Here is a 26,076-nt window from a genome sequence, read left to right on the forward strand (position 1 = left end):
AAAGCAGAAAATCGCAACGTTTGCGACCATCAATGACATAATCACGGATCGCTGTGCTATGATCCTGAGCGGTGTTGCACGGTCTGCAGCCCCGACCCCCGGAAGACGCCTAAACCACAGGTAGAAAGACTTGCGCGACTGCCCCCTGTCTGTGCGGGTTGATCAAAAAATGGTCTGATTAATGTAGAAAAAGAACGATCCCCTTAGGCTGTGCCTAATACAGGCTGAGGCAGAGAATGCTTACGTGGTACAAGACCGCTCAATATGTTTTGTTAAATTCTGACGACTTTGGGGAGAGCCGGTGTCTCAAGAGGTTCCAAACGCGATTGATGTGCGAAATGCCGTAAAGCGCTATGGTGATTTCACCGCTCTCAAAACGATCTCACTGTCGATCAGAGACAATGAATTTTTCACGCTGCTTGGCCCGTCCGGCTGTGGGAAAACAACGCTTCTGCGGATGATCGCCGGTTTCGAAGACGTGACCGAAGGCGAGATATTCCTCTATGGCGAAGAGATTGAGGATTTGCCGCCCAACAAGCGCCCGGTAAACACGGTTTTTCAGAATTACGCGCTGTTCCCGCATATGGACGTGATGGAAAACGTGAGTTTCGGGCTGGAGATGCTGGGTAAACCCAAGGCGCAGGCACGCGCGCGGGCGGGCGAAATTCTGGAACTTGTGCAGTTATCGCAATTCGCCAATCGCAAGCCTTCGCAACTGTCTGGCGGCCAGCAGCAACGTGTGGCGCTGGCCCGCGCGCTGGCCCCGCAACCAAAGGTCTTGTTGCTGGATGAGCCACTGTCGGCCCTCGATCTGAAACTGCGCAAAGCGATGCAGCTGGAGCTAAAGCATTTGCAACGCGAGACGGGCATCACGTTCATCTTTGTGACCCATGATCAGGACGAGGCGTTGACGATGTCCGACCGGATTGCGGTGATGTCCGCAGGCGAGTTACAGCAACTCGGCGATGCCCGCGACATTTATGAAAAGCCTGCAAACCGGTTTGTCGCTGATTTCATCGGGGAGACCAACCTGATCGAGGTTACGATCAAATCGCGCGACGGAACCCGTGTGCTTTGTGCGTTTTCAAATGGCCTCACCCTGACCTGCGACGCGGTGGAGGGTATAAACATCGGCGACAGGGTGCATATGTCCATCCGCCCTGAACGGATAAAACTGCGCAGCACCAAAGTTGAAACAGAGAACTTTCAGGGACAAGTCGTTGAAAATATCTATGCCGGAACAGATGTGCAGACCATTGTGCATCTGCAGGGCGGGATGCAATTGGCCGTGCGCACGCAGAACTCCGAAACAGGCAGGACGATGACCTTTGAACCCGGCGCGGAGGTTTTCGTCGATGTCGAATTCGGCTCTGCCCGGTTGCTGGCGAACTGATGGCGGGCGGCACTGCCAGCGGCGGTACACAGGGCGATACTTACAAGGAAGCACGCACGTGGCTTTTGATGCCCGCCTGGGTCACGCTGATCGTGCTTGTGCTGCTGCCTGTATCGCTGATGCTGGTCTATTCGTTCCTGACCAAGGAATTTCGCGGTGGCGTCATCTGGGAGTTCTCGTTCGCAGCTTACGAACAGTTTTTCTGCGACCGGGGCCTTTTTGGTGATGAACCCTGCACCATCGAATGGACCTATATCACAATCTTCTGGCGCTCTATCTGGCAGGCCGGGTTGGCGACCATCCTCAGCCTGCTGATCGGCTTTCCGACCGCCTATTTCATCGCCACGCGCCCTGCAAATGTGCGCCCGCTCTGGGTGTTCCTGATCACCATTCCCTATTGGGTCAACCTTTTGATCCGCACGGTCTCCATGCGGTTCATGCTGCGCGAGGAAGGGCCGATCAACAACACCCTGATGTGGAGCGGCCTGATCGACAGCCCCCTGCAGATGATCAACACCAATTTCGCCGTGCAGATCGGTCTGTTCTATTCCTACCTGCCCTTCATGGTCCTGCCGATCTACGCCGCCGTTGAACGCTACAACTTTTCCCTCAGCGAGGCGGCATCGGATCTTTATGCCTCCAAATGGACGACGCTGCGGCGGATCATTCTGCCTTCGATCAAACCGGGCGTCATCGCGGGCTGCATTCTGGTGTTCGTACCCTCTTTGGGCGCGTTTCTCGCCCCCGACCTACTGGGCGGGGCCAAGAATTTCATGATCGGCTCACTGATCGAAGAGCAGTTCAAGGGCAACGCAGGCAACTGGCCCTTTGGGGCGGCGGCCTCCATGATCCTGCTGACCCTCGTGTTGCTGATCCTGCTCTTTTACGCGCGCCAGCAGGCACGCGCCAATCGCGGGAGCGGTTAAGCCATGGCCGCACGCAAATTCGACGTCAAAGCCTATCCCGGCTTCGCCCAGATCACAGTGCTGTGCCTGCTGATCCTCTATGTGCCGCTGATGGTGGTCATGATCTACAGCTTCAACGCCTCCGCATCCATCGTGGTCTGGGAAGGTTTTTCCCTCAGATGGTACAAAGACGTCTTTGTCGGACCGGAAAGTGCCAAGTTCAAAGTCGCGGCACGCAACAGCTTTGTCATCGCCATCATCGCCGCCACGATGTCCACGACGATCGCGACCTTTGCGGCAACGGCCATGATCCGGGGCGGGCGTTTTCGACTGCGCCTTGTGTCGCTGGGGCTGATTTCATTGCCGCTGATGGTGCCGGAAATCGTCACCGCCGTAGCAACGCTGATTTTCTTCAACTCCATTGGCTTTGACCGGGGTCTTTTGACCATTCTGCTGGCACATATCGCCTTTTGCATTCCCTTTGCCTATCTGCCCATTGCCGCGCGCATGCAGGGCATCGAGGACACATATGAACAAGCCGCCATGGACCTTTATGCCACCAAGCGGCAGGCGTTCACCAAGATCCTGCTGCCGTTGATGATGCCCGGTATCATTTCGGGGTTTCTGCTCGCCTTCATCATTTCGCTGGATGATTTCATCATCACGAATTTCGTGAAAGGCGCGGGCGTGGAAACGTTGCCGACGGCGATTTTCGGGGCGGTCAAACAGGGCATCAAACCCAATATCATGGCCATTTCGACCATGTTGTTGGCATTCTCGATCGTGATGGTCACGATCTCATATTTCGTCAGTAAATCCGGCGACAAGAAATAAACCAACGGGGAAAACCAATGAAACCACTACTCAGATCAACAGCCGCCATCGCGGCACTCATTTTGGCAACGGGCGGCGCACAGGCCGAGGGAAAGCTCTCCATCTATCATTGGTTTGAGTATATCCCGCAGGAATTGCTCGACAAATTCGCGGCAGAACACGATGTCGAAGTGGTCATGGACACCTACGATTCCAACGAAGCGATGCTGGCCACGCTGAAAGCCGGGGCCTTGGGCAGCTATGACGTAGTGGTTCCGACCGATTACATGGTCTCTATCCTGATTGCGGAAGGCATGGCGAGTGAGATCCCCGAGGGTGCGCGCAAAAATATGGCCAACATCAAAGCCGAATTCAAAGACCCAGCCTATGATCCGGGCTTGCGGCATTCGATCCCCTATCAAGGGGGCACGACCAGCTTTTCGGTAGATACGGCGGCTTATTCCGGTGACATAAACACCACCGACATTATCTTTAACCCGCCCGCGGAATTGCAGGGCAAGATCAATATGATCGACAGTCAGGGCGAAGTTCTCGCACTCGCCGCTGTACATATGGGCATCCCGCAGTGTTCAACCGACCGTGAACAGCTCAAGGCGCTGGATGCAATGCTACAGGCGGCAAAACCACATTGGGCCTCTTTCAACTCCGATACCGCCAAGGAAGTGCTGGAGGCCGGCGATGTGGCTGCGGGCATGATTTTTAACGGTTTTGGCGCCAAAGCCCGTGAGGCGCGCGCGACCCTTCAATATGCCTTTCCCAAACAGGGTTGGGTGAATTGGATGGACAGCGTCGTCTTGCTCAAAGACGCACCAAACCCGGAAAATGCGATATTGTTCATGGATTTCCTGCTGGAACCTGAAAACATCGCCGCCGTGACGAACTACGCCCGCTATCGTGATGCGATCGAAGGCAGCGAGGCCTTTCACGATCCAACCTTGGCGCTGGAACCCGAAGGCAACCCACCGGCGGGTATTGAGGGCGTATTTGTCGAAACATGCACGCAGGAAGTGCAGGCCGTCTATGACCGCATCTGGACCAACCTCAAGAAATAGGGACACTGGCACCGGGCGCTGCAGGCTGCATCGCCCGGTGCCAAGAATGACTGAGAAAGACCCCCGATGGAAACCATCTACACGGAAAAACACAAGCTCCGCGACGCCAAGACGGAGCTCTGCGGCGGTGAATTGGTCGAACCTTTCGAGCGGCCCAGCCGCGCCGAATACGTGCTGGATCGCGTCCGCGAAACCGATCTGGGCCCGGTCAGCGATCCCGATGATTTCGGCATGGACCCGATCCTTGCCATCCATGATACCGAGTTCGTCGCCTTTCTGAAAACGGCCCCCGCGCGCTGGAAAGAGGCGGGGTTTAACGGTGAGGCGATCCCCACAACATGGGTCGGGCGGCGCATGTCACATATCCGGCCAAACCATGTCGAAGGCCAGTTGGGCTACTACGCGCTTGCCGGTGAAACGAGCCTGACGGAAGGCACATGGGAGGCGGCCTACGCCAGTGCGCAGGTCGCGCTGACGGGGGCGGCCCGTATTCGTGCCGGTGCGGGGGCTGTCTTTTCGCTCTGCCGTCCACCGGGCCATCACGCGACGGCGGATATGTATGGCGGCTATTGCTTCTTCAACAACGCCGCGATCAGCGCGCAGCATTTCCTTGATCACGGGGCCAAACGCGTTGCGATCCTCGATGTTGATTTTCACCACGGGAACGGCACGCAGGATATTTTCTATGACCGCAGCGATGTGCTTTTTATCTCGTTGCATGGCGACCCGCTGGAGACCTTCCCCTATCACCTTGGTCACGCCGAAGAGACAGGCAGCGGTGCCGGCACAGGCTTCAACCTCAACTTCCCAATGCCACCCGATACACCTTTTGATGTCTGGCAGGCAGCCTTGCACAAAGGGCTTGCGCGCATCGCTGAATACAAACCCGACGTGCTGATCATTTCACTGGGCGTTGATACGTTCGAAACCGACCCGATCAGTTTTTTCAAACTGAAAAGTGATGATTTCCTGACCATGGGTGCCGATATCGCCAGCGCAGGGCTGTCAACCCATTTCATCATGGAAGGGGGCTATGACGTCGATGAGATCGGCGTCAATGCGGTCAATGTTCTGCAAGGATTCGAACGCGCGAATGCCCCATAAACGATTGGGCCGGATCGGCGCATGCGCGTATTGATCCGGCGCCACTCAGCCAGTGGCGACCTTGTTCACGGTGTCTTCGCTTTGTGACTGCTGTGATGGGCGATAGGTCAGATAGCTATGCTGCGTAGCAATGTGATCCGCCACAAATTTTGCATCATGCCACACGCCCCAGACAAACGAGGAGCCGCGCCGCGACTGCCATGGCAGTCCGAGGAAATAGATCCCCGGCTCTTTTGAAACACCGCGCGCGTGGATCGGCTTGCCGTTTTCATCAAAGGTATCGACCTGCAGCCAACTGTAGTCGCAGGAAAACCCGGTGGCCCAGATGATCGACGTCACCCCCGCCTCAGCCAGATCAAGCGTGCGGATCGGCTGCGTCAGACAGGCGGGGTCGGGCCAGCGCTTGCGCTCCTCCGGGTCCGGCGGCAGATCGAGGCCCAAACGTTCGATGTAAGTGTCCGCCTCATCCAGCAGGGAGAGGTGGTTTGCATCCCCCTTCGCGATATTCGCGCGCAGGTCATCGGCAAAATGCAACTGGCCCTCCCGGAACGCCTGCGTTCGGCCCACAAGCTGCATGCCCTGCGCAGCAAAACGCCTGAAATCAACGGTCCGCCCGCCATTTGCACCGCTGACGGCAATGGTCACATGTTCGGTCCCCGGTCCGGGGGTTTGCATGTCCCATTTTCCCAGAACACCCAGCCACCAGCAGAAATCACGCCCCCGGTAGGCGCGTGGCGGGCGGTCATGTGGGCCGACCGACAGATAGACCTGCCTGCCTGCATTCATCAGTTCTTCGGCGATCTGCGCACCGGATGACCCGGCCCCGACGACCATCACCGCCCCTTTTGGCAATTGCGCGGGGTTGCGGTAGGCGTTGGAATGAATTTGCATAAGGCCATCCGCAGGTGGCACAAGAGCGGGCATGACAGGATCTTGAAACGCGCCGGTTGCCGCAACGATATGCTGGACCTCAAAGTCACCACCGGTTGTTTTGACATCGAAACCGCCACCCGCCCTGCGCCGCGTGACCTGTTCCACCTCGACCCCGCAGCGCACCGGCGCGTTGATCTGGTCCACATAATCGACAAAGTAATCGGCAACGGCCTCTTTGGGGATGAAGGCATCATGATCGGGGTCATCATAATCACGGTTCGGAAAGCGGTCGTGCCAGGCCGGACCATTGGCGACCAGCGAATCCCAGCGCGACGTGCGCCAACGCTCCGCGATCCGGTCGCGCTCCAGCACGACGTGCGCAATGCCATGCGCGCTCAGATGCTCGCTCATGGCGATACCGGCCTGACCGGCACCGACAACCAACGTATCTGTTTTTTCAGCAGGCATGGTTTGATCCTTTCACAGGTTTCGACGGTGCGGGTCTTGATCAGGCAACCTAGGCCGCACATCTGGCCTGCGAAAACAGTAAATCATTCAGCATTGCTTAGGCTGAACCTAAAGTACCACGTCTCAGGCGCGCCCTTAGCCACAGGCTAACCACCAGTGAGGGAGACCGTGCGTTGTGTTGGCGCAAAAGCCCATGACTCTGCCCGTGATTTGCGGCACGCTCCGGCGCAATCTGGCCGCGCGCGCGGCTACGACTGGCACAAAGGGAAATGAGAATGGCGCATACCCGTATCCGGAAATTCAACACATCCGACACCTATCCAGAGCAAAACCTCGATAATGATCTGTGTCAGGCCGTGGTCACGCAGGGCGGCAAAACCGTCTGGCTGCGCGGCCAATGCCCGCAAAATCTGGATGACGCGGTCAATCTTGACAGCCATGACCCAGTCGCACAGACCCATAAGGTCATGCAGAACATCAAACAACTCATTGAAGAAGCAGGCGGCGGGATGGAGCATCTGGTCAAGGTCGTCGTCTACATTACCGATGTGCGCCACCGCGAGGCCGTCTATCGCACCATGGGCGCATACATCAAAGGCGTGCACCCTGTCTCAACAGGTCTTGTGGTGCAGGCGCTTGCCCGCCCCGAATGGCTGGTTGAGATTGATGGCACGGCGGTGATCCCGGAATGACCTTTTCCATTGTCGCCCGCTGCGCTGACACGGCCATGTTCGGCGTTGCAATCTCCTCCTCCTCACCAGCCGTTGCTGCCCGCTGTTCCTATGCCCGCGCCGGAATTGGCGCGGTTGCCTCACAAAACATCACCGACCCCAGTCTGGGGCCGCTGGCGCTGGATCTGATGGCGCAGGGTCTGGACGCGGCGCAGGCAATCGAACAGGTGCGCGCACGGGGCAAGCACATTGAATATCGTCAGGTTCTGGCCGTTGACGCCACAGGGCGAACCGCAATTCATTCCGGTCCGAACTCACTGGGCATCTGGACACAGGCAACGGCGCAAAACGCAGCCTCTGGCGGGAACCTGTTGGACAATGATGGTGTCCCACAAGCCATGCTGGACGGTTTTTTGCGCAGCGACGGTCATATCGGTGATCGTTTGATCTCAGCCCTGCGCGCAGCGCTTGCAGCGGGCGGAGAAGCCGGACCGGTCCATTCAGCGGGGATGATGATTGTCGACAAGGTCAGCTGGCCCGTTGCAGATTTGCGCTGCGACTGGACGACCGAGTGCCCGATTGAAAACGTCGCGACCGCGTGGGACGTCTACAAACCGCAACTGGAGGCTTACGTCCAACGCGCCCTCGATCCGCGCGAGGCGCCCTCATATGGCGTTCCGGGCGACGCCTGACGGTTACGCCTTTGGCGAAAGACGACCCAGCGCCTGTTTTGCCTTTGAACTGACCCTGCAACCCTACCAGTGGCACATTTTTCAGCCCGCGCGATGAAACGCTCTGGCCTGAACCTGATCTTTCGGTGCATGCATAGGGTATGTAACGCGGCATGACTCCCCGGATGGATAAAAACAAAGCGTGACCCAGATCGAACGGCAAAACACATGCTAAGGTTCACCCTACGTCAGTTGGAATACTTCGTCGCGGTCGGCGAGATGGGCAGCATTGCACTGGCGGCCGAAAAGGTGAACGTGTCCTCGCCGTCAATTTCTGCGGCGATCAATCAGCTGGAAAAGGAATTCGGCCTGCCGCTGTTCGTGCGTCAGCATGCGCAAGGGCTGTCGCCGACCCTCGCGGGCCGCGAGATGCTCAAACAAGCCAAGCTGGTGTTGCAAAACGCTGAAGGTCTGGTTGATCTGGCCGCAGATATTTCCGGCAACGTGCAGGGCCCTTTGTCAATTGGCGGGCTCTTGACGTTTGCGCAGGTGGTGGTCCCCGCCCTCAGGGCAAGTTTCGAAAAGCTCTATCCAGACGTCCGCGTAACACAGCATGAACTGGATCAGGCGCAGATCTTCTCGATGCTCAGGCGCAGTGAAATTGACGTTGCCCTGACGTATGATCTTGATTTGCCGAGTGATCTGAAATTTCAACCGATTGCGACACTGCCCCCTTACGCGATTTTATGCGAAGATCACCCTCTGGCAGGACGAGCCAGCATCAGCGTCACCGATTTGCTGGGCTTCCCGATGGTGCTGCTCGACCTGCCCTTCAGTTCTGAATACTTTCTGTCGTTCTTTGGTGCCACCGGCCTGAAGCCGCAGATCGCTGAAAGGACCCGCGATATGGCCGTGATGCGCAGTCTTGTTGCAAACGGTTTCGGGTTTTCGATCGTGAATGTGCGCCCTCTGAATGATCTGTCCCCCGACGGTAAACCGCTGCGTTTCATCCCTCTGGAAGGCGACATGCGCCCGATGAAGCTGGGACTGTTGACCTCATCCGAGGCGGAAAGCGTCAATGTCATCCGCACCTTTATCGAACACTGCAAGAACGAGCATAAAGACGGGCATGTACCCGGATTAAACCTGATCCGGGACCTTTGAAGCACCAAGCCTTAGGGCCGCCCTAATCAACGCTTTTGCAAGCCCGACTGTTGAGGTCACAGGGAGCCGGGTAGACTGCCGCAAACGCAGCTGTAGGAGATAAGAGTGCGCGATCCACGCTACGATATTCTGTTTGAGCCGATGCAGATCGGGCCCGTCACCGCGAAGAACCGGTTTTATCAGGTGCCCCATTGCAATGGCGGGGGGTATCGTGACCCGTCAGCTGCCGCCGCCATGCGGGGCATCAAATCGCAGGGTGGATGGGGCGTTGTGTTTACCGAGCAATGCGAAATGCACCACACCTCCGAAATCACGCCGTTCATCGAATTGCGCCTCTGGGAAGATCAAGACATCCCGCAGCTGCGCAAAATGTCGGAAAAGATGAAGGAATACGGTGCCTTGGCAGGTATCCAGCTTGCCTATTCAGGGATAAATGGTCCGAACCTTTATACCAAAGAGGTCCCGCTGGCCGTGTCTGCCATGCCGATCCGCACCTTTACCAATGACCCGGTTCAGGCGCGTGCGCTGGACAAATCCGACATTCGCGATCTGCGGCGGTGGTTCGTGAACGCGGCCAAGCGATCCAAGGCGGCAGGGTTTGATCTGATCTGCCTTTATGGCGCGCATGGCTTTGGCATTTTCCAGCACTTTCTGAGCCGCGCCACCAATCAGCGCAGCGACGAATATGGCGGCAGTCTTGAGAACCGCGCAAGGTTCGTCAATGAGGTTATTACCGAGATAAAGGAGGCCGTCGGGGACACGATGGGCATCACGCTGCGTGTCTCGCTGGATGAGACAATCGGTGATCTGGGGTTTTCAAACGCCGAGGTGCGCGACTTTATCGAGATAAACCGCGATCTGCCGGACCTTTGGGATCTGGCTCAGGGCACGTGGGAGGATTGCTCCGGCCCCTCACGGTTCAAAGAAGAAGCCGCACAAGAGCAACTGGTGCGCGGCATTCACGAGTTGACGGACAAGCCGATTGTAGGCGTGGGGCGGTTTACCTCGCCCGACGTAATGGCCAAGATGATCCGCTCGGGCACGCTTGACTTCATCGGCTGCGCACGCCCATCCATCGCCGACCCCTTCCTGCCCAAAAAGATTGAAGAAGGGCGGATCGAAGATATCCGCGAGTGCATTGGCTGCAACATCTGCATCACGGGGGATATGACCATGTCGATCAGCCGCTGCACGCAGAATCCTACCTTCATGGAAGAATGGCGCAAAGGCTGGCACCCTGAACAGATGAACGCCAAAGGCGCCAGCGAGAACGTACTGGTCGTGGGGTCTGGCCCGGCGGGTCTGGAGGCGGCACGCGCCCTGTCTGAACGCGGATATGACGTGGCCCTTGCCGAAGCGGGCACCGTTTTAGGCGGCCGCGTCACCCGCGAGCGGCAATTGCCGGGGCTGAGCGCATGGGGCCGCGTCGTGGATTATCGCGAATACCAGATCAGCCAGAAACCCAACGTCGAAACCTATTTTGACAGCGAACTGGACGCGGGCAGCATCCTCGAATTCGGGTTTGAAAACGTCTGTATCGCAACGGGGGCGCAGTGGCGTCGCGATGGGGTGAGCCGACAGCACGTGGTCCCGATGCCGCTGGATGCCAAGATGCCGCTCTATACACCCGACGACATCATGGGGGGCACAAAACCCGCCGGCAAGGTCGTGATCTATGATGATGATCACTATTACATGGGCGGCGTTCTGGCTGAACTATTGGTTCAGGAGGGCTGCGATGTCACGATCGTCACGCCCTCTGCCTATCTGTCGGACTGGACGGTGAATACGCTTGAACAACATGCGATCCACAAAAAACTGGCAGGTCTGGGCGTGGAAATCATCCTCAACCATGGCGTTGCTGAAATCGCGCAGGATCATGTCAAAGCCAACTGCGTTTACACGGATACGATCCGCAATTACGCCTGCGAAGCCGTCGTGATGGTCGCCTCAAAACACGAGAACAACGGCGTTTATCTGGACCTCAAGTCCCGCGAGGATGAGTGGGCGGATGCGGGCATAAAGGCGGTCAAGCTGATCGGCGATGCCAACGCGCCCGGCCCTATCGCGTGGGCCACTTACGCAGGTCACAGATATGCGCGCGAACTCGACGGGGACGACATCGGGGATGCCCTTCCCTTTCGCCGTGAAATAACCGAGCTTGCACGAGATTAAACCGGAGCCTTCATGCCGCACCCCACCCGCACTCTGGCGTTGCTCGACAGATTGGTGGCCTTTCCGACGGTCAGCCGTGACAGCAACCTCGATCTGATCGACTGGGCCGAGGCGCTGCTGAGCGGGTGCGGCTTTGAGGTGACGCGGATCTGGTCACCGGCGTGCGACAAGGCAGGGCTTTTTGCCCGGATCGGACCCCGGATCGACGGGGGCATCTGCCTGTCAGGTCATACCGATGTTGTGCCTGTCGAGGGGCAAAACTGGACCCGCCCTGCCTTCAAGCTCACGCAAGAGGGGGGGCGCGTTTTTGGGCGTGGGGCGACAGATATGAAGGGGTTTCTGGCCTCTGCCCTCGCCATGGCGGAACAAGCACAGTCGAGATGCCTGAAAGCCCCGCTCAGCCTCGTTTTGTCCTACGATGAAGAGATCGGCTGCGTCGGGCTGCGCGAGATGCTGCCAGAGCTGAAGCCCCTTATCGCGAGACCCGATGTCGTAATCGTCGGCGAGCCGACCGCCATGCAGATCGCCATCGGGCACAAGGGCAAATCAGCGTTGGACATCACATGCCACGGGCAGGCAGGTCACAGCGCGCTGGCCCCGCAATTCGTCAATGCGATCCATGTGGCGTCCCATTTCGTAACCGAATTGCAAGCACTTCAGGCCAGACTGGCCGAGGGAGTCAAAGACGATGCCTATGACATCCCCTATTCCACGATCCATGTCGGGCAGATTTCCGGCGGTCAGGCGCTGAACATCGTGCCAGACCTTGTGACGCTGACCATGGAGTTCCGGCATCTTGCCGATGCATCACCCGGCGACATTCTGGCCGAGATCAACGCCGCCGCCACGCGCAGCAAACAAGCCTTCGCCCCGGACGGCGCGGTGACGATAAAGCAGCGCACCAGCTATCCGGGATTGTGCGTTGCACCGGATGCCCCGACGATTGATTGGGCACGCAAGATCACCCAAGGCGGTGAGACGACCAAGGTTGCCTTTGGCACCGAGGCCGGTTTTTTCGCCGAACTTGGATTGAACACGCTGGTGATCGGGCCGGGCGATATGGCGCGCGACGGGCATAAAGCGGATGAGGGTCTCGACCTTGCGCAACTTGATCAATGCGATGCAATGATGACGCGTGTACTGCAGGATCTGACCGGCTAGGGCAGCCGCGCAGTTGCATCCTTTGGCCACGCAGCCCGATACGGACCGCGCGGCAAAGTCAGTGGCTTTACGCAGCCACCTCGGTTTCGGGCATGGCCTCAGAAGCGACTGGCATCTGCGACCATTCAAGGTCGCCCTCATAGCGCCACGCCATCTGGCCATTTTCATCCAGCGCGAACAAATGCAGCCAGCGGTTGTCAAACAAGGCCCGCACCCCGTCATGACGCTTGAGAATATCGCTCATCGCTTCGCGCGGCGCTTCGATGCAAACCGACAGGCGCAAAGGCTCGTGGGCGAAATCTTCGCCTTCATGCACGGATTGCCATGGCAGGCCCGTGCGCAGCGTCCCGCCGTTGCCCTCAACGACGCCGATGCCGCCGGTGACATTGTGCAAAAGCTTGTTGCCGGAGCCGAACACATCGGGCGACACGGTCGAGCCATAATATTGCAGGCTGATCCAGCTGGCGACGACGACGGGTGCGGTCATGATCAATTCCAGCACGCCGAACCCCTTGTCCTGCTGCCAATCGTAGTCATGCAGAAACGCCCGCCCCTCAAGGCTCCTGCCCGCTGTCCGCTGGCGCGGGGCCGCAACAAAGGCCTTGCATCCGGCCAAGGCCCATTCCGGCCGGGTTTCCGCCCAGTCTCTGGAGCGCAGGGCGATGTCGTCAGTCCCATCCGCCCGCGGCAGGCGCAGCGCACGTTCCGCGCGGGTGACGAACCCTGCGGACAGGAACCACGCCTTGGCCTGTTTGAGGTCAGCGGCATGCGCCTTTGACGGATGATCCGCCTCATAAAGCGTGACCGCATCGGTGGTCGTGTCATGCAACGCGCCGACAAAGATCGTATCTTCGGGGATCGTAATCCCACGTTCAACCAACCCGCTGCGCACGTCCACATTGTTCAGCAAACCGGCCAGCAGACGCGCGTTCACCTCACCCGAATACCCGCCACAGGCCCCGCAATGCAGCCCGCTTGCAAAAGGGTTATTGACCACATTGGCCCCATGTCCCGCCAGAACGACGAGACGCGCAAAGTTGTCGGTAAACGACATGGCCCGCAGAATGGTTTCCGCCGCATCCGTTTGCGCGGCCAGATCAACCGACGGGTCCAGCCGGGGCATCGGCCCGCCCGGCACGTCATTCGGGGCCATGTTGAGCGCATCGCGCACCAGTTTGCCCGCATAGATTGGTCCCGTCGCCTCCACAAAGGCGAAAGAGGAAACCGCCGCCAGTTTGAACCGGCCCCATGCCCGGCTGGCGCGGGCCTTGAAACGGGCCGTCTGATCCGCCTCTGCATCATCGCCCTGCGACGTGGACGTCAGACCGGGGTTGAGCAGAACCGGCAGGCGCAACTCATCCACATCCGAGGCAAAACCCTTATGCGCGGGCGTCAAACCAAAGAAACCCGCAAAGCCGAGCGTTTTGATTTCGGGCGTCAGGCTTTCGAGCGCGCGCCTGAAGACCTCTGAACGCACGTCGATGCAAAAGGCTGCCTGCAGCGCAGGGCGCGTGTCGTCAGCCTTGGGCGCGGGGATGGAAAACGTCTCGGCCAGATCTCTTTGACCTGCCCGCTCCCACGCCTCTTGCAGCACCGCGTTCACCTGCAAATCCGCATCCGACACGACGGGAGCGGCATGTGCAGCGACAATCTTTTGCCACTCGGCACCGATCTCATCTTCGTATTGGGTGAAAAGCGCTTCTTCCCACAGCAGCCGGATCGTCAGCATATCCGTGATTGTCGCATCGCTCTTGCCGGCAAGCTCTGCCTGCCACAGCCGGTAGCGCGCTACTTGCCCCCAACCGCCCAGCGTGAACAACAGCTGATGCAGGTAGGTCTCAAGCGCGGCATCGCTCAGACCCAAACGGTTTGCCGCCCGCGTGCTTGCCTGATCCGCCGTATCGGGCGTTTCGCTGACAAATTGCGCAAAACCGCTCAGCCCGGCGATTTCGGGCGTCAGGTCATGGGTCGCGTATTGGCGCCATGCATCATAGGCGCCGCGCCTGTGCGGCGCAGCCCAAAGCGCCTGACCCTGATCAAAATACCCCGCTGCCCAGAGACCAATGCGATCCGCAAGGATGCCGGGCCAGTCGATGCCGGATGCTCCGGCGGCAAGGTCAGCCAGCGTTGGCAAGGGTTTCTGCGCGCTCTCAGGCTGTTCGGCACGTGCTTTCAGGGCTTTCAGATCAGCCGCCGCTGTCGGGTTCACGGCCAGAGCCGCCGACAGGTCCGCATCTGTAATCGTGCCATCCGCGATCCGCGCGGCATACCACGCGCGCGGCATCGTGACCGACACGCCCCCGGCACGGCCCAGCCGCGCCCCTGCCTGCGCCAGCGTTTCAGCGGTCTGACCGAGGTAGGGGTTGACCGCGACAGAGGACGCGAGTGGCCAGAGCGGCGGGATCGCACGCGCGGCGGCATCACCGGCAGCATTGAGGTTTTCAAGCGAAAGTTCGGAATTGGTATTCATGATCTTGATCCTTTGCTGCGTTCAGGAAGCACGTTTGGTTGACCAGCTGCGCAGCAGCTTGTCGAAGACGGCATTGGCATAAAGCCCGTTGGACAGATGCACCCGTAATCCGGCGGCGGCAGGGTGATAGGCCCAGAGCGGGAACATCGCCTGCGCAATCGCAACGATGCCAAAGCTGAGCAGGGCCAGAACGATCAGCGCCCATTCCAGCGGGCCCGGTGCCGGTGTGGCGGGCAATGTGCCAAACATCAGCCACTCCGCCGCGGTTTGCAGCGCGAAATACCCGAATGCGGCGGCGACCGAATAGGCGGCGGTGCGCTGTGTCAGAACCCTTGGCGCGGCATCCGCCAGCCCCTGCGCCAGCAGGTAAGCCACGCCGAAAATCAGGATGGCCCCCAGCACGATGGCCTGCGGCGACTTTCCGGCGACACCAAAGATGAACCCGACGACCGCATAGATTGCCAGCGCAATCACAAAGGCACGCCCGACCGCCTTGCCATTCGGGATGGCGACAGGCCCGGGACGACGAATGGAGGCAACCCCATCCACCGCCATGCCAGAGGCCAGAAAGGCATGCGCCTTATAAAGTGAGTGGGCCACGATATGCAGCAGCGCAAGCGGGAACAAGGCCAGCCCGCATTGCAGCATCATGAACCCCATCTGCGCCACGGTGGACCACGCCAGTGACGTCTTGACCGCCGACTGCGTCAGCATCACAAGACCGCCGAACAGCGCGGTGAAGCCACCGATGATGATCAGGACCGCCAGCACAGCTGGCGACAGGATCATCACATCCGCAAACCGGATCAGCAAAAATCCCCCTGCATTGATCACACCTGCATGCAGCAGCGCCGACACCGGGGTTGGGGTTTCCATGACTTCGGTCAGCCAGCCATGCATGGGAAACTGTGCCGATTTGAGGATGGCCGCCAGCATCAGCGCACCTGCGATGTAGACGGCGGTGTCCAGCCCCTCGCCCGCTCTGGCGGCTGCGAGGATATCCGCGATGTCACCGGTGCCATACTGACGATAGAGCAGAACAGCCGCGACCAGCAGTGCCACATCCCCGGCCCGCGCAGTGACCCATTTCTTGCGTGCGGCCCGCTGTGCAGCAACCCGGTCGGGATAATGCAGTAGCAGCTTGTGCAGGAAGATGCTCGTTGCAACCCACGCGAGCGTCAGCTGCACGATATTGCCCGCAATCACCAGGAGCATCACAGCCCCCAAGGTGGCACAGAGCCAGCCGGTAAATGGCCCCTGCAGCGGCTCGCCATCCATGTAGGTCGCGGCAAAACGCACCACGACCCACCCCACAAAGGTGACAAGCAGCAGCATGACCGCGCTCACCGCATCAAGCCGGATGGAAAAGCCCAGACCCGAAAGACCAATAAGCCCGCTGCTTATCGGACCATTCAGGATAAGTAACACACCGGAAACAACCGCAACGGCCAAAGCGGCGAGCGACGCAGCCTCAACACCGCGCAACGTCTGAACAGGTCGTAACTGCTGTCCACGAAAGGCGAGGACGGCGGCAAAGATCAGGGCAAGGGGTGCCAGAAACGGCAGGACAGCGTGTAACAAAGCGAAGACTCCTTCTCGCGGGCGGATGCTCAGGCCAAGAGGTAGTCTGCTGACTGATATAAATAAAATTCATTGTTTATTCTATTTCGTTCTGTTTTATAAATGTGTATGTCAGAATTCAATTATCACCACTTGCGATATTTCTGGGCGGTGGCCCATGACGGCAATCTGACCCGCACGGCAGAACGGCTCAACCTGTCGCAATCCGCCGTTTCCATCCAGATCAAGCAACTTGAGGCGCAGCTTGGCCATGCGCTGTTTGAACGGCGGGGGCGCCAGTTGATCCTGACCGAAGCGGGCCGGATCGCGCTGGATCATGCGGATGCGATTTTTTCGGCCGGACGCGAATTGGTGGGCACGCTGGAGGAACAAGGACGCGAGCGGCAGGCGATCCGCATCGGGTCCCTCGCAACCCTGTCGCGCAATTTTCAGATGGAGTTTCTGCGCCCGATTCTGGACCGGTCGGATGTGGATATCATCCTGCGCTCTGGCACCAGCGCCGATCTGTTGCGCGCGCTTGAGGCGTTGAACCTAGATATCGTGCTGATCAACCAGCCCCCGGCGCGCGATGCGGTGACCCCATTCGTATCGCACCGCTTGTCCGAACAGCCCGTCAGCCTTGTGGGCACGCCCGCGCGGCTGACCGGGAACCGCAGCCTGCCCGAACTGCTGAGCACGGAGCCGGTCATTCTGCCCATTGCAGACACCGGTATTCGGATCGGGTTCGATGCGTGGACGGAACGTTTGGGCGTCCGGCCCCAAATCGCCGCAGAGGTCGACGATATGGCCATGATGCGACTGCTCGCGCGCGAGAGCGTTGGCCTCGCAGTTCTGCCGCCGATTGTCGTGCAGGATGAGCTGAACAGCGGTCGGCTGATCGAAGTGGGCCAGCTGCCCGATATTGGTGAGACCTTTTACGCGGTCACGATCACGCGCCGCTTTCCCAATCCGATTTTGAGCGACCTGCTGAAAAGCCGCGCGCTTTGAGGCATTCCTCCCATACGCAACATGTGCTGTTCAGCAGTACACCATCCTACCTCTTTTGAAGGGCGTCTTTAGAAAACAGCTGCGCCTTCCAGAAGCTTGCGCGCATAGTCAGCGTGCAACGGCGTTTTCGTCAGATAGCCCATGTACACGAACCCATGGTGTTTATTGTCGCCCTCCACATCAATGGACGCCCAACCGGTCAGTGCCCGCCCGGATGAATTGATCAGCGCCGCACTGCTGCGCCCGCTCGAATATGCAACAGAGCGGATATGAACCTTGTCCCCCTGCGACAGCACCTTGACCACGCGCCCGCCAAGGTACGCGGGCCGATCGCGCATATTCAGCGTCCCATCGGGAGAATTCACCGCCGCCTCAAGCCCGAGGTCGCCCTGCATGTTGAACTTTTCGCGCCACGCTTGGGTCGGCAAGGCGGGGCCGGGATCAAGTTTGGCGTTGATCGACACATCATCATGGCCGACGATTTCGGTGATGCTCGGGTATTTGGCCACCAGCGCCTCGATCAGCGCCTCACAAGACGCCACCTGCGCGTCCGTGTAAGGCACCCAATGCATCACCAGCCCCGGATTATAGATCGACGACATCTTGTTGGCCTCGACATCCACCACTTTTGGCCCGCGCAGCTTGCCGCTGGATCTGGCATACCACCAGTGCCCCCCGGAAAAATGTTCATGAAAGCCCAGATTGACGAGACTGATCGCAATGGTTGACCCATTCAGGGACGATTGGTTCTTTAGCCCGGATGTCGCTTTGAAATTACTGCGCCCCGCGTGACCTGCACGCCGGTTGAACGCACGCGCCTGATGCAAGCTGCCATCCAGATCGACCAGCACATTATAGGAAAGACCGCGGGATTTGAGCGCGTTAACGGCCCCTGACAGGCTGGAACCGGCGGTGTAATGCAGAACGATGCGCGTTGGCGTCATCGGGTTACCGGCCCCCAAACTCGTAATTCTCTTCGCGCCATCGGCAAAATCATCGGAAATAGAAAGCATAATGCACCTCTGAAAATATGAATAAAAATATCTAAAAGATGCTCAACCTTAAGCCGAAATGGTGAAAAATCAAAATACAACCTGCACGGCAGTACACATCTGCGACGGCAAAGGTCGGTTACTTTGGATGGCGTTTCGTCAGGTTTACAAGGGAAAAGTGTGTCGTCTCACCCGCTCTTAGGGTCCCAGACCGCAGAAAGGTCAGCCTTTTGCACGAGCGCACATCTGGGAAAACGACTACTGGCTGCGCGCCGCGCGCACCCAAGCCACAAGCGTTTCGCGCGCTTCGGCGTCCATCTGCAAGGCATTCGGTGGCGGCATCGCGTGACTGATCCCGGCCTGCAGGTAAATCTGACCGGCATGGCGTGCCACATCCGCTTCGGTTTCCAGATAAACGCCTTTGGGCGCCCATTGCATGCGCCCCCAAACGGGTTCGCGCGCGTGGCACATGGAACAATTGCCAACGACTGTGTCATAAGCCGCCTCAAAACCTTCAGCCGAGGCAAACCGCTGCTCATAGGCAGTCAGCGGACGCGCCTCTGCTTCTTCCCATGTTTCGTGACCGGGCACTGTAGAGAGCCAGGCGATGACCAACATCAACAGGACGGTGACGGCCCATGTCCAATGCGGCCCCTTGCCGGTGGCGTGCATCGTGTTGAAATAATGCCGGATCGTAACCCCGGTCAAAAAGATCAGACTGGCGATGATCCACGCATATTGCGTGCCAAAGGACAGCGGATAGTGGTTGCTGAGCATCAAAAAGATCACAGGCAGCGTCAGGTAGTTGTTATGTGTGGAGCGCAATTTGGCAATCTTTCCGTATTTCGCATCCGGTATGCGCCCCTCCTTGAGGTCTTTGACCACGATCCGCTGGTTGGGCATGATGATGAAAAACACATTCGCGGTCATGATCGTTGCGGTGAAAGCCCCCAGATGCAAAAGCGCGGCACGCCCGGTGAATATCTGATTGTAGCCCCATGACATCACCACAAGGATGACAAACAACAGCAGCATCAACACGGTTGGCCTCTCGCCCAGCTTGGAGCGACACAAGAAGTCATAACACAGCCAGCCAATCGCCAGTGAGCCGCCGGAAATCGCGATACCCTGCCACAAGGACAGCGCAGCCTTGGTGGGGTCCAGCAGGTAAAGCGCCCCCCCGACCCAATAGACGATCATCAGGAGGGCGGCACCGGAAATCCAGGTGAAGTAACTCTGCCATTTATGCCAGATCAGGTGTTCCGGCATGTTTTCAGGCGCGACGAGGTACTTTTGAATGTGGTAAAACCCGCCACCATGCACCTGCCATTCCTCACCGTGGCATCCGGCAGGCATCTGCGCCGCCTTGCGCAACCCCAGATCAAGCGCGATGAAGTAAAACGATGCACCGATCCACGCCATCGCGGTGATGACATGCAGCCACCGGACCGAAAAGGCGATCCAGTCCCAAATGATTGCCAGATCGTACATGGTTTCTCTCCTGTGTTGACGAGATGCACCCAGTCTATGCGGTGCTCGATTATTCTGCTATTGACACAAAAGACCAAAGAGCATCAAAAAAAACAAAACAATGTCGTATCTGGATAACATTCGCACCTTTGTCCGTGTCTACGAATTAGGCAGTATGTCCGCCGCCGGGCGCGATCTGCGTATTTCGCCCGCAGTGACGTCATCGCGCATCTCGCAACTTGAGGACCACCTCAGCGTGCGTTTGTTTCAGCGCACCACACGCAGCCTGACCCCGACCGAACAGGGCAAGGCGTTTTATGGCGGGGCCTGCGAAATTCTCAGCTCGGTCGAAAATGCCGAAGCACAAGTCGTTGATATCACCGAAAACCCTAAGGGCGCGCTTTATGTTGCGGCACCGCTTGGTTTGGGGCGACGCCTGATCGCGCCGCAGGTGCCTGCGTTTCTGGCGGCCTACCCGGAGGTCAGCATCCGTTTGCGCCTGACCGACCGCAAGGTTGATCTGACCACCGAAGGGCTGGATCTGGCGTTTTTCCTCGGCCAGCCTGCGGACAGCACCCTGCGCATCCGAAAAATCGCGGATGTGCCGCGCATTCTTTGTGCGGCCCCCAGTTATATCGCGGCGCGCGGCAACCCAACGTCTGGCGATGAACTGGTTGCGGACCGGCACGAATGCCTCAACTTGCGGTTTCCCGGCGCGACAGAGTTTCAGTGGCGGCTCAGGACGGCGGAGGGTTTGAAAAAATACCGTGTCACGGGGCGGTACGAATCTGATGACGGGGATGTTCTGACAGACTGGGCGCTGGCCGGGCACGGCATTACGCTCAAGCCTGTGTTTGAAATCAGTGACCACCTCAAGGCCGGGCGGCTGGTGCCAGTGGCGGCGAAAACCCCGCCCGAACCCAGCCAGATGGCCTGCCTTTTCACACACAGAAAGGGGCAGGACCCAAAAACACGTCTGTTCATGGATTTCGTTATTGAACGCATCGCCGCATTCGTGCGCGACGGCTCTGATCCGACCTATAGCGTCTGACGAAATATCTGATTTCAGACAGCGGCGGATTCTTCAGGTCTTTCGCATGACGTTTCAGCTGCCGCGATAGGTGGAATACCCGAAAGGCGACAGCAACAGCGGCACATGGTAATGCGTGGCCTCTGACATCCCGAAACGGATCGGAATGACATCCAGAAAACGGGGTGTCTCGGGCGCGACACCGATTGCATCGAGATACTCACCCGCATGAAAAACGAGTTCATAGGTGCCGGGTTCAAACGCATCCTCTGGCAAAATCTGCTGATCTGTCCGCCCGTCATCATTCGTAACCAGCGAGACAAGATGCTGTCGCGAATCCCCCTGCAACCGGAACAGTTCGATCCTGATGCCCTTGGCAGGGCAGCCGCGTGCTGTATCGAGCACATGTGTCGTCAAATAACCGGTCATACTTTCCTCGCATTGCTTTGACTGATTTATATGCAGAGTTCACTCCAATCAGCAAAGAAACCTTCACAAGAGGCTGCTTCGCATTTTTTTTGAAAAAGGATTGGATTGTTTTGATTTATACGTTGATCACACAAAAAGGATATGACTGTGAAGCGTTATCCCCGAAATATGTCCGGATACGGCGAGACCCCTCCGAATGCAAAATGGCCAAACGGCGCAAAGATCGCCGTGCAGATCGTTCTGAACTACGAAGAAGGTGGAGAGAACAACGTCCTGCATGGCGATGCCGCCTCGGAGGCGTTCCTGTCAGAGATAACCGGCGCGCAGCCTTGGCCCGGTCAGCGGCACTGGAACATGGAATCGATCTATGAATACGGCGCGCGTGCAGGTTTCTGGCGGGTGCACCGCCTGCTGAAAGACGTGCCGCTGACCGTTTACGGTGTGGCAACAGCCCTTGCGCGGGCCCCCGAACAGGTCGCAGCGATGAAAGCCGCAGACTGGGAGATTGCAAGCCATGGGCTCAAGTGGGTCGAGCACAAAGACATGCCCCAAGAAGAAGAGCGCGCGCAGATTGAGGCGGCCATCAAGCTGCACCATGAAGTTATCGGCACACCGCCGCGCGGCTGGTACACCGGGCGCTGCTCAAACAACACCGTGCGTCTGGTCGCCCAGACCGGTCAGTTTGACTATGTAGCGGACAGCTATGCCGATGATCTGCCCTATTGGATCAGGGAGGGCGCGCGCGACCAGCTGATCGTGCCCTATACGCTGGACTGCAACGACATGCGCTTTGCCATTCAGGCCGGTTTCAGCACTGGCGATCAGTTTGAAAGCTACCTCAAGGACAGTTTTGATGTACTCTACGAAGAAGGTATGGCCGGTCAGCCCAAGATGCTGTCCATCGGGTTGCATTGCCGCCTGATCGGGCGCCCCGGTCGCGCCGCCGCGCTGAAACGCGCGATTGAGCACTTCAAATCCCACGACGGTGTGTGGTTTGCCACAAGGCTTGAGATTGCCGAGCATTGGGCCAAGACACATCCGCCAGTCGACACGGCCGCCCCGTCTGACATGGACAAGGAGACTTTTGTGGCTGAATTTGGCGGGGTTTTCGAACATAGCCCATGGATCGCCGAAGCCGCACATGCGCTTGAACTGGGGCCTACGCATGACACGGCCCATGGGATACATCAGGCGCTGGCCCGTGTCTTTCGCGCCGCCAGCACAGACCAAAAGCTGGCCGTTCTAAACGCGCACCCCGATCTGGCAGGCAAGCTTGCCGCCGCTAAACGTCTGACAACGGAATCCACCGCCGAGCAAGCCTCCGTCGGTCTGGACCAGTTGACGGACGCCGAGCGCGCCGAATTCACGAAGCTGAACGACGCCTATACTGCGAAATTCGGCTTTCCGTTCATCATCGCAGTGCGGGACAACACCAAAGCCAGCATCCTGAGTGCATTTCACAAACGGCTGGACAACAACCCCGCGACGGAGCTTGACGCAGCCTGCACGCAGGTCGAACGCATCGCCGCGCTGCGCCTGTTTGAGAAGTTCGGCGCATGAGCGATACCGTGCATCTCGAACCGCTGACCGCGCTGGATTTTGAGCCCTTTGGCGATGTGTTGGAGGCCACAGGCACACCCGACAAGATGATCAACCAAGGGCTTTGTGGCCGCTTTCATGATCTTGCCCTGATGGATTTCACGCAAGGTCGCGCTGGCATCAGCCTGTTTTCGGCCGAGCCGCGCCAGTTGCCGCTGAAGCTTGAGATGGTGGAACGACACCCGGAGGGGAGTCAGGCGTTCATCCCCATGGCGCTTAACCCGTTCGTTGTCGTCGTCGCGCAAGACATCGCGGGACACCCAAAGAACATACGTGCTTTCCTAACCGCGCCGGGTCAGGGCGTGAATTACCATAAAGGCACCTGGCATGGCGTGCTGACGCCGCTGCATGCGCCCGGTCTTTTTGCGGTCGTGGATCGCATCGGGCCGGGATCAAACCTTGAAGAATACCGGTTCGACCACCCGTTAACGATCGACAAACCAAAATAAAAACTGGCCAGCAGGCCGGAACATCCAACAGAGGATACTTAACTGATGTCAGATACAGCTATCGGTACGGCAGAACAGCTGCGCGATCCCAATTACACGCCACCGCTTGTAAAAGCCGTCCCCTTGGGCATTCAGCATGTGCTGGCCATGTTCGTCTCAAACGTTACACCCGCGATTATCGTTTGCGGGGCGGCGGGGTTTGGCTTTGGCTCCAACAGCCCGGATTTTCCGCAGATGATCTATATGATCCAGATGTCAATGTTCTTTGCGGGCATCGCGACGCTGTTTCAGACCATCGGTCTGGGTCCCATCGGCGCGCGCCTGCCCATCGTACAGGGCACGTCCTTTGCGTTCATTCCGATCATGATCCCGCTTGTTGCTGGCAAAGGCGTGGATGCCATTGCCGTACTGATGGGTGGTATTGTGGCTGGCGGTTTGTTCCACGCGTTTCTCGGCCTGTTCATCGGCAGGCTGCGTTTTGCGCTGCCGCCACTTGTGACCGGCTTGGTTGTGACGATGATCGGTCTGGCGCTGGTCAAGGTCGGTGTCCAATACGCGGCGGGCGGTGTTCCGGCGATCGGGACACCCGAATACGGATCGCTGATCAACTGGAGCATGGCGCTTCTGGTGATTTTCGTCACACTCGGGCTGAAGTTCTTTGCACGCGGCATGCTGTCAGTATCGGCTGTGCTGATCGGATTGCTGGCAGGCTACGCCTTTGCCTTTCTGCTTGGTGAAGTGTCCCTCAGCAACGTCGGACGGGCGGCCTCCTTTGCCCTGCCCAATCCGCTGCATTTCGGGATGGAATTCACGGTTGCCGCCGTGATCGGCTTTTGCTTGATGTCCTTTGTTTCAGCGGTTGAGACCGTGGGCGACGTCTCCGGTATTACCAAAGGCGGCGCCGGGCGCGAAGCAACAGACCGCGAGATCGAGGGCGCGACCTATGCGGACGGTGTGGGCACAGCCATCTCAGGCTTTTTCGGCGCCTTGCCGAATACCTCTTTCAGCCAGAATGTGGGATTGATCGCGATGACCGGTGTGATGAGCCGGGGTGTTGTGACAATCGGCGCACTGTTTTTGATCCTATGTGGGCTGATCCCGAAAATCGGTGCCGTGATCTCGTCCATCCCGATTGAAGTCCTCGGCGGTGGTGTGATCGTGATGTTCGGCATGGTTGTGGCTGCAGGGATTTCCATGCTGTCTGACGTAAACTGGAACCGCCGCAACATGGTGATCTTTGCAATCGCGCTCAGCCTTGGGCTTGGCCTGCAGCTTGAACCCGGTGCCTTGCAGCATTTGCCCGATACGATGCGTGTTTTGGCAACCTCAGGCATATTGCCTGCCGCGTTGATTGCAATCGTACTCAATCTGGTACTGCCCGAAGAACTGACGGGCGAAGCAACAGAAGAAGTCTCCGGTGGCATGGCCGGTCACGGATCAGGGTCCCTGCCAAAAAGCGACTGAAGCACGTTGCGTTTGATTTGAAACGCACAGCGCTGCCTTTCCCGTCGATCGAATGTGCCGTGCGATAGGAGTGCGCCGGATAAAACGCAAAAGGCCCGGTCGGATGATCGGGCCTTTTGCTTATCCTCGACTTATTGTCGCTGTCCATCGTGCGTGAACCCAGAACAGCCTGCACGAAAGATGGCCGCCGAAGCGGCCATCAGAACATGGAACTACAGGGCCTGCGGCTTAAGCGACGCCATCGCGGTGAAGGGGCCGCAGCCCCATGTGCCGGTTCACGTCTTTATACAGCAAATACCGGAAGTTACCGGGGCCGCCTGCATAACATGCTTGCGGGCAGAAGGCGCGCAGCCACATGTAATCGCCCGCTTCGACCTCGACCCAGTCGTTGTTCAGCCGATAGACGGCTTTGCCTTCCAGAACATATAATCCATGCTCCATAACATGGGTTTCAAGGAAGGGGATCACCCCGCCCGGCTTGAAGCTGACAACGGTCACATGCATGTCGTGGCGCATGTCGCTCGGATCAACGAAACGCGTCGTGGCCCATGCACCATCCGTGTCAGGCATGACCGTGGGTGCGATGTCTTTTTCGTTTGTGACGATCACGTCAGGCTGCTCAAGACCCGGCACAGCCTCATAGGCCTTGCGGAACCAGTGGAACACAACCGGGTCCGACCCCTTGTTGTGCAGCGTCCAGTCGCTTGATGGGGGCAGATAGGCATAGCCCCCCGGCTCCAGAACATGTGTATTTCCATCAACCGTCAGTGTGGCCTGACCTTCGAGCACAAAAAGGACCGCCTGCGCCTGCGGGTCAGTCTCAGTGCGATCAGACCCGCCACCGGGCGATACTTCCATGATGTAATGGGAAAATGTCTCCGCAAATCCGGTCATCGGACGCGCCAGAACCCACAGACGGGTGCCCGTCCAAAAGGGCAGAAAGCTCGTCACAATGTCCCGCATCGTCCCCTTGGGGATCACAGCGTAGGCAGGTGTGAAAATGGCACGGTCCGTCAGCAGGGTATTCTGATCCGGATGCCCCCCTTTCGGGGCGAAATATTGCGCGGACATAGCAACTCCTTTGAGGGTTAGCCGGTGCAGTATCGGCAACGGTTCACTCTCTCACCAGACCGA

Annotated in this window: 22 protein-coding genes; 15 read left to right on the forward strand and 7 right to left on the reverse strand. The window is 58.5% G+C overall.

The features are described 5' to 3' along the window. Window positions 1-301 precede the first annotated feature (301 nt). From K5Q35_RS17870 to K5Q35_RS17890, 5 genes are all read left to right on the forward strand, one after another. On the forward strand, window positions 302-1,393 hold the full coding sequence (locus tag K5Q35_RS17870) for an ABC transporter ATP-binding protein (protein WP_220800793.1): 1,092 nt from the start codon (window positions 302-304) through the stop codon (window positions 1,391-1,393). Then, window positions 1,393-2,319, forward strand: a complete 927-nt coding sequence (locus tag K5Q35_RS17875) for an ABC transporter permease (RefSeq protein WP_220800794.1) — start codon at window positions 1,393-1,395, stop codon at window positions 2,317-2,319. Before K5Q35_RS17870 ends, K5Q35_RS17875 begins: the two co-directional genes overlap by 1 nt. A gap of 3 nt (window positions 2,320-2,322) precedes the next feature. Next, complete coding sequence (locus tag K5Q35_RS17880) at window positions 2,323-3,132, forward strand: ABC transporter permease (protein ID WP_220800795.1); 810 nt, start codon at window positions 2,323-2,325, stop codon at window positions 3,130-3,132. A gap of 17 nt (window positions 3,133-3,149) precedes the next feature. After that, complete coding sequence (locus K5Q35_RS17885; RefSeq protein ID WP_220800796.1) at window positions 3,150-4,184, forward strand: extracellular solute-binding protein; 1,035 nt, start codon at window positions 3,150-3,152, stop codon at window positions 4,182-4,184. A gap of 66 nt (window positions 4,185-4,250) precedes the next feature. Next, on the forward strand, window positions 4,251-5,288 hold the full coding sequence (locus tag K5Q35_RS17890; protein ID WP_220800797.1) for a histone deacetylase family protein: 1,038 nt from the start codon (window positions 4,251-4,253) through the stop codon (window positions 5,286-5,288). Between the two features lie 45 nt (window positions 5,289-5,333). On the opposite strand, the gene K5Q35_RS17895 is transcribed toward K5Q35_RS17890, so the two are convergent. Then, a complete protein-coding gene (locus K5Q35_RS17895) occupies window positions 5,334-6,629 on the reverse strand; it encodes an NAD(P)/FAD-dependent oxidoreductase (RefSeq protein ID WP_220800798.1) in 1,296 nt (431 codons plus the stop codon). 275 nt (window positions 6,630-6,904) lie between these two features. On the opposite strand from K5Q35_RS17895, the gene K5Q35_RS17900 reads away from it, so the two are divergent. The 5 genes from K5Q35_RS17900 (at window position 6,905) to argE (ending at window position 12,471) form a co-directional block, all read left to right on the forward strand. Then, a complete protein-coding gene (locus tag K5Q35_RS17900; protein WP_013960310.1) occupies window positions 6,905-7,321 on the forward strand; it encodes a RidA family protein in 417 nt (138 codons plus the stop codon). After that, the gene (locus tag K5Q35_RS17905; RefSeq protein WP_220800799.1) at window positions 7,318-7,992 is read left to right on the forward strand and encodes a DUF1028 domain-containing protein; all 675 of its coding nucleotides are present in this window, start codon (window positions 7,318-7,320) and stop codon (window positions 7,990-7,992) included. The genes K5Q35_RS17900 and K5Q35_RS17905 overlap by 4 nt, the downstream gene beginning before the upstream one ends. Window positions 7,993-8,199: 207 nt before the next feature. After that, window positions 8,200-9,135 carry a LysR family transcriptional regulator gene (locus K5Q35_RS17910; RefSeq protein ID WP_220800800.1) on the forward strand — a complete coding sequence of 312 codons (936 nt, stop codon included), beginning with the start codon at window positions 8,200-8,202 and terminating at the stop codon, window positions 9,133-9,135. Between the two features lie 105 nt (window positions 9,136-9,240). After that, entirely contained in the window at window positions 9,241-11,310 is a 2,070-nt protein-coding gene (locus K5Q35_RS17915) for an FAD-dependent oxidoreductase (RefSeq protein ID WP_220800801.1), read from the forward strand. 12 nt (window positions 11,311-11,322) lie between these two features. Next, window positions 11,323-12,471, forward strand: coding sequence for an acetylornithine deacetylase (gene argE / locus K5Q35_RS17920; protein ID WP_220800802.1), 1,149 nt, complete (start codon window positions 11,323-11,325; stop codon window positions 12,469-12,471). Window positions 12,472-12,538: 67 nt separating this feature from the next. On the opposite strand, the gene K5Q35_RS17925 is transcribed toward argE, so the two are convergent. Together K5Q35_RS17925 and K5Q35_RS17930 are read right to left on the reverse strand one after the other, a co-directional pair. Next, window positions 12,539-14,941 (reverse strand): YbcC family protein, encoded by a 2,403-nt coding sequence (locus K5Q35_RS17925; protein WP_220800803.1) that lies wholly within the window; start codon window positions 14,939-14,941, stop codon window positions 12,539-12,541. A gap of 21 nt (window positions 14,942-14,962) precedes the next feature. Next, window positions 14,963-16,522 carry a proton-conducting transporter membrane subunit gene (locus K5Q35_RS17930; RefSeq protein WP_220800804.1) on the reverse strand — a complete coding sequence of 520 codons (1,560 nt, stop codon included), beginning with the start codon at window positions 16,520-16,522 and terminating at the stop codon, window positions 14,963-14,965. 108 nt (window positions 16,523-16,630) lie between these two features. Here K5Q35_RS17930 and K5Q35_RS17935 point away from each other — a divergent pair, with 108 nt between their 5' ends. Beyond that, entirely contained in the window at window positions 16,631-17,509 is an 879-nt protein-coding gene (locus K5Q35_RS17935; RefSeq protein ID WP_220800805.1) for a LysR family transcriptional regulator, read from the forward strand. A gap of 68 nt (window positions 17,510-17,577) precedes the next feature. Here K5Q35_RS17935 and K5Q35_RS17940 read toward each other — a convergent pair whose 3' ends face one another. Both K5Q35_RS17940 and K5Q35_RS17945 read right to left on the reverse strand, forming a co-directional pair. Beyond that, entirely contained in the window at window positions 17,578-18,522 is a 945-nt protein-coding gene (locus tag K5Q35_RS17940) for an N-acetylmuramoyl-L-alanine amidase (RefSeq protein WP_220800806.1), read from the reverse strand. A gap of 237 nt (window positions 18,523-18,759) precedes the next feature. After that, complete coding sequence (locus K5Q35_RS17945) at window positions 18,760-19,992, reverse strand: urate hydroxylase PuuD (protein ID WP_220800807.1); 1,233 nt, start codon at window positions 19,990-19,992, stop codon at window positions 18,760-18,762. Window positions 19,993-20,092: 100 nt separating this feature from the next. Here K5Q35_RS17945 and K5Q35_RS17950 point away from each other — a divergent pair, with 100 nt between their 5' ends. Continuing rightward, window positions 20,093-21,022, forward strand: coding sequence for a LysR family transcriptional regulator (locus tag K5Q35_RS17950; protein ID WP_220800808.1), 930 nt, complete (start codon window positions 20,093-20,095; stop codon window positions 21,020-21,022). A 54-nt stretch (window positions 21,023-21,076) separates the two neighbouring features. Here K5Q35_RS17950 and uraH read toward each other — a convergent pair whose 3' ends face one another. After that, a complete protein-coding gene (gene uraH / locus K5Q35_RS17955) occupies window positions 21,077-21,430 on the reverse strand; it encodes a hydroxyisourate hydrolase (RefSeq protein WP_013960299.1) in 354 nt (117 codons plus the stop codon). Window positions 21,431-21,577: 147 nt separating this feature from the next. On the opposite strand from uraH, the gene puuE reads away from it, so the two are divergent. From puuE to K5Q35_RS17970, 3 genes are read left to right on the forward strand one after another with little or no spacing between them, the layout of a single operon-like run. Beyond that, a complete protein-coding gene (gene puuE / locus K5Q35_RS17960; protein WP_374758658.1) occupies window positions 21,578-22,990 on the forward strand; it encodes an allantoinase PuuE in 1,413 nt (470 codons plus the stop codon). Beyond that, window positions 22,987-23,478 carry an ureidoglycolate lyase gene (locus K5Q35_RS17965; RefSeq protein WP_220800810.1) on the forward strand — a complete coding sequence of 164 codons (492 nt, stop codon included), beginning with the start codon at window positions 22,987-22,989 and terminating at the stop codon, window positions 23,476-23,478. The genes puuE and K5Q35_RS17965 overlap by 4 nt, the downstream gene beginning before the upstream one ends. A gap of 45 nt (window positions 23,479-23,523) precedes the next feature. Beyond that, window positions 23,524-24,942, forward strand: a complete 1,419-nt coding sequence (locus K5Q35_RS17970; protein WP_013960296.1) for a uracil-xanthine permease family protein — start codon at window positions 23,524-23,526, stop codon at window positions 24,940-24,942. 228 nt (window positions 24,943-25,170) lie between these two features. On the opposite strand, the gene K5Q35_RS17975 is transcribed toward K5Q35_RS17970, so the two are convergent. Beyond that, entirely contained in the window at window positions 25,171-26,013 is an 843-nt protein-coding gene (locus K5Q35_RS17975) for a bifunctional allantoicase/(S)-ureidoglycine aminohydrolase (protein WP_220800811.1), read from the reverse strand. Window positions 26,014-26,076 lie beyond the last annotated feature (63 nt).

Source organism: Roseobacter sp. OBYS 0001 (genome assembly GCF_019654895.1).
In the GTDB taxonomy this organism is placed as follows: domain Bacteria; phylum Pseudomonadota; class Alphaproteobacteria; order Rhodobacterales; family Rhodobacteraceae; genus Roseobacter; species Roseobacter litoralis.

Coding starts and splice junctions, on each gene's coding strand:
- K5Q35_RS17875 (WP_220800794.1), top strand. CDS start 1,393: ATGGCGGGCGGCACTGCCAGCGGCGGTACACAGGGCGATACTTACAAG.
- K5Q35_RS17880 (WP_220800795.1), top strand. CDS start 2,323: ATGGCCGCACGCAAATTCGACGTCAAAGCCTATCCCGGCTTCGCCCAG.
- K5Q35_RS17885 (WP_220800796.1), top strand. CDS start 3,150: ATGAAACCACTACTCAGATCAACAGCCGCCATCGCGGCACTCATTTTG.
- K5Q35_RS17890 (WP_220800797.1), top strand. CDS start 4,251: ATGGAAACCATCTACACGGAAAAACACAAGCTCCGCGACGCCAAGACG.
- K5Q35_RS17895 (WP_220800798.1), bottom strand. CDS start 6,629: ATGCCTGCTGAAAAAACAGATACGTTGGTTGTCGGTGCCGGTCAGGCC.
- K5Q35_RS17900 (WP_013960310.1), top strand. CDS start 6,905: ATGGCGCATACCCGTATCCGGAAATTCAACACATCCGACACCTATCCA.
- K5Q35_RS17905 (WP_220800799.1), top strand. CDS start 7,318: ATGACCTTTTCCATTGTCGCCCGCTGCGCTGACACGGCCATGTTCGGC.
- K5Q35_RS17910 (WP_220800800.1), top strand. CDS start 8,200: ATGCTAAGGTTCACCCTACGTCAGTTGGAATACTTCGTCGCGGTCGGC.
- argE (WP_220800802.1), top strand. CDS start 11,323: ATGCCGCACCCCACCCGCACTCTGGCGTTGCTCGACAGATTGGTGGCC.
- K5Q35_RS17925 (WP_220800803.1), bottom strand. CDS start 14,941: ATGAATACCAATTCCGAACTTTCGCTTGAAAACCTCAATGCTGCCGGT.
- K5Q35_RS17935 (WP_220800805.1), top strand. CDS start 16,631: ATGTCAGAATTCAATTATCACCACTTGCGATATTTCTGGGCGGTGGCC.
- K5Q35_RS17940 (WP_220800806.1), bottom strand. CDS start 18,522: ATGCTTTCTATTTCCGATGATTTTGCCGATGGCGCGAAGAGAATTACG.
- K5Q35_RS17945 (WP_220800807.1), bottom strand. CDS start 19,992: ATGTACGATCTGGCAATCATTTGGGACTGGATCGCCTTTTCGGTCCGG.
- K5Q35_RS17950 (WP_220800808.1), top strand. CDS start 20,093: ATGTCGTATCTGGATAACATTCGCACCTTTGTCCGTGTCTACGAATTA.
- uraH (WP_013960299.1), bottom strand. CDS start 21,430: ATGACCGGTTATTTGACGACACATGTGCTCGATACAGCACGCGGCTGC.
- K5Q35_RS17965 (WP_220800810.1), top strand. CDS start 22,987: ATGAGCGATACCGTGCATCTCGAACCGCTGACCGCGCTGGATTTTGAG.
- K5Q35_RS17970 (WP_013960296.1), top strand. CDS start 23,524: ATGTCAGATACAGCTATCGGTACGGCAGAACAGCTGCGCGATCCCAAT.
- K5Q35_RS17975 (WP_220800811.1), bottom strand. CDS start 26,013: ATGTCCGCGCAATATTTCGCCCCGAAAGGGGGGCATCCGGATCAGAAT.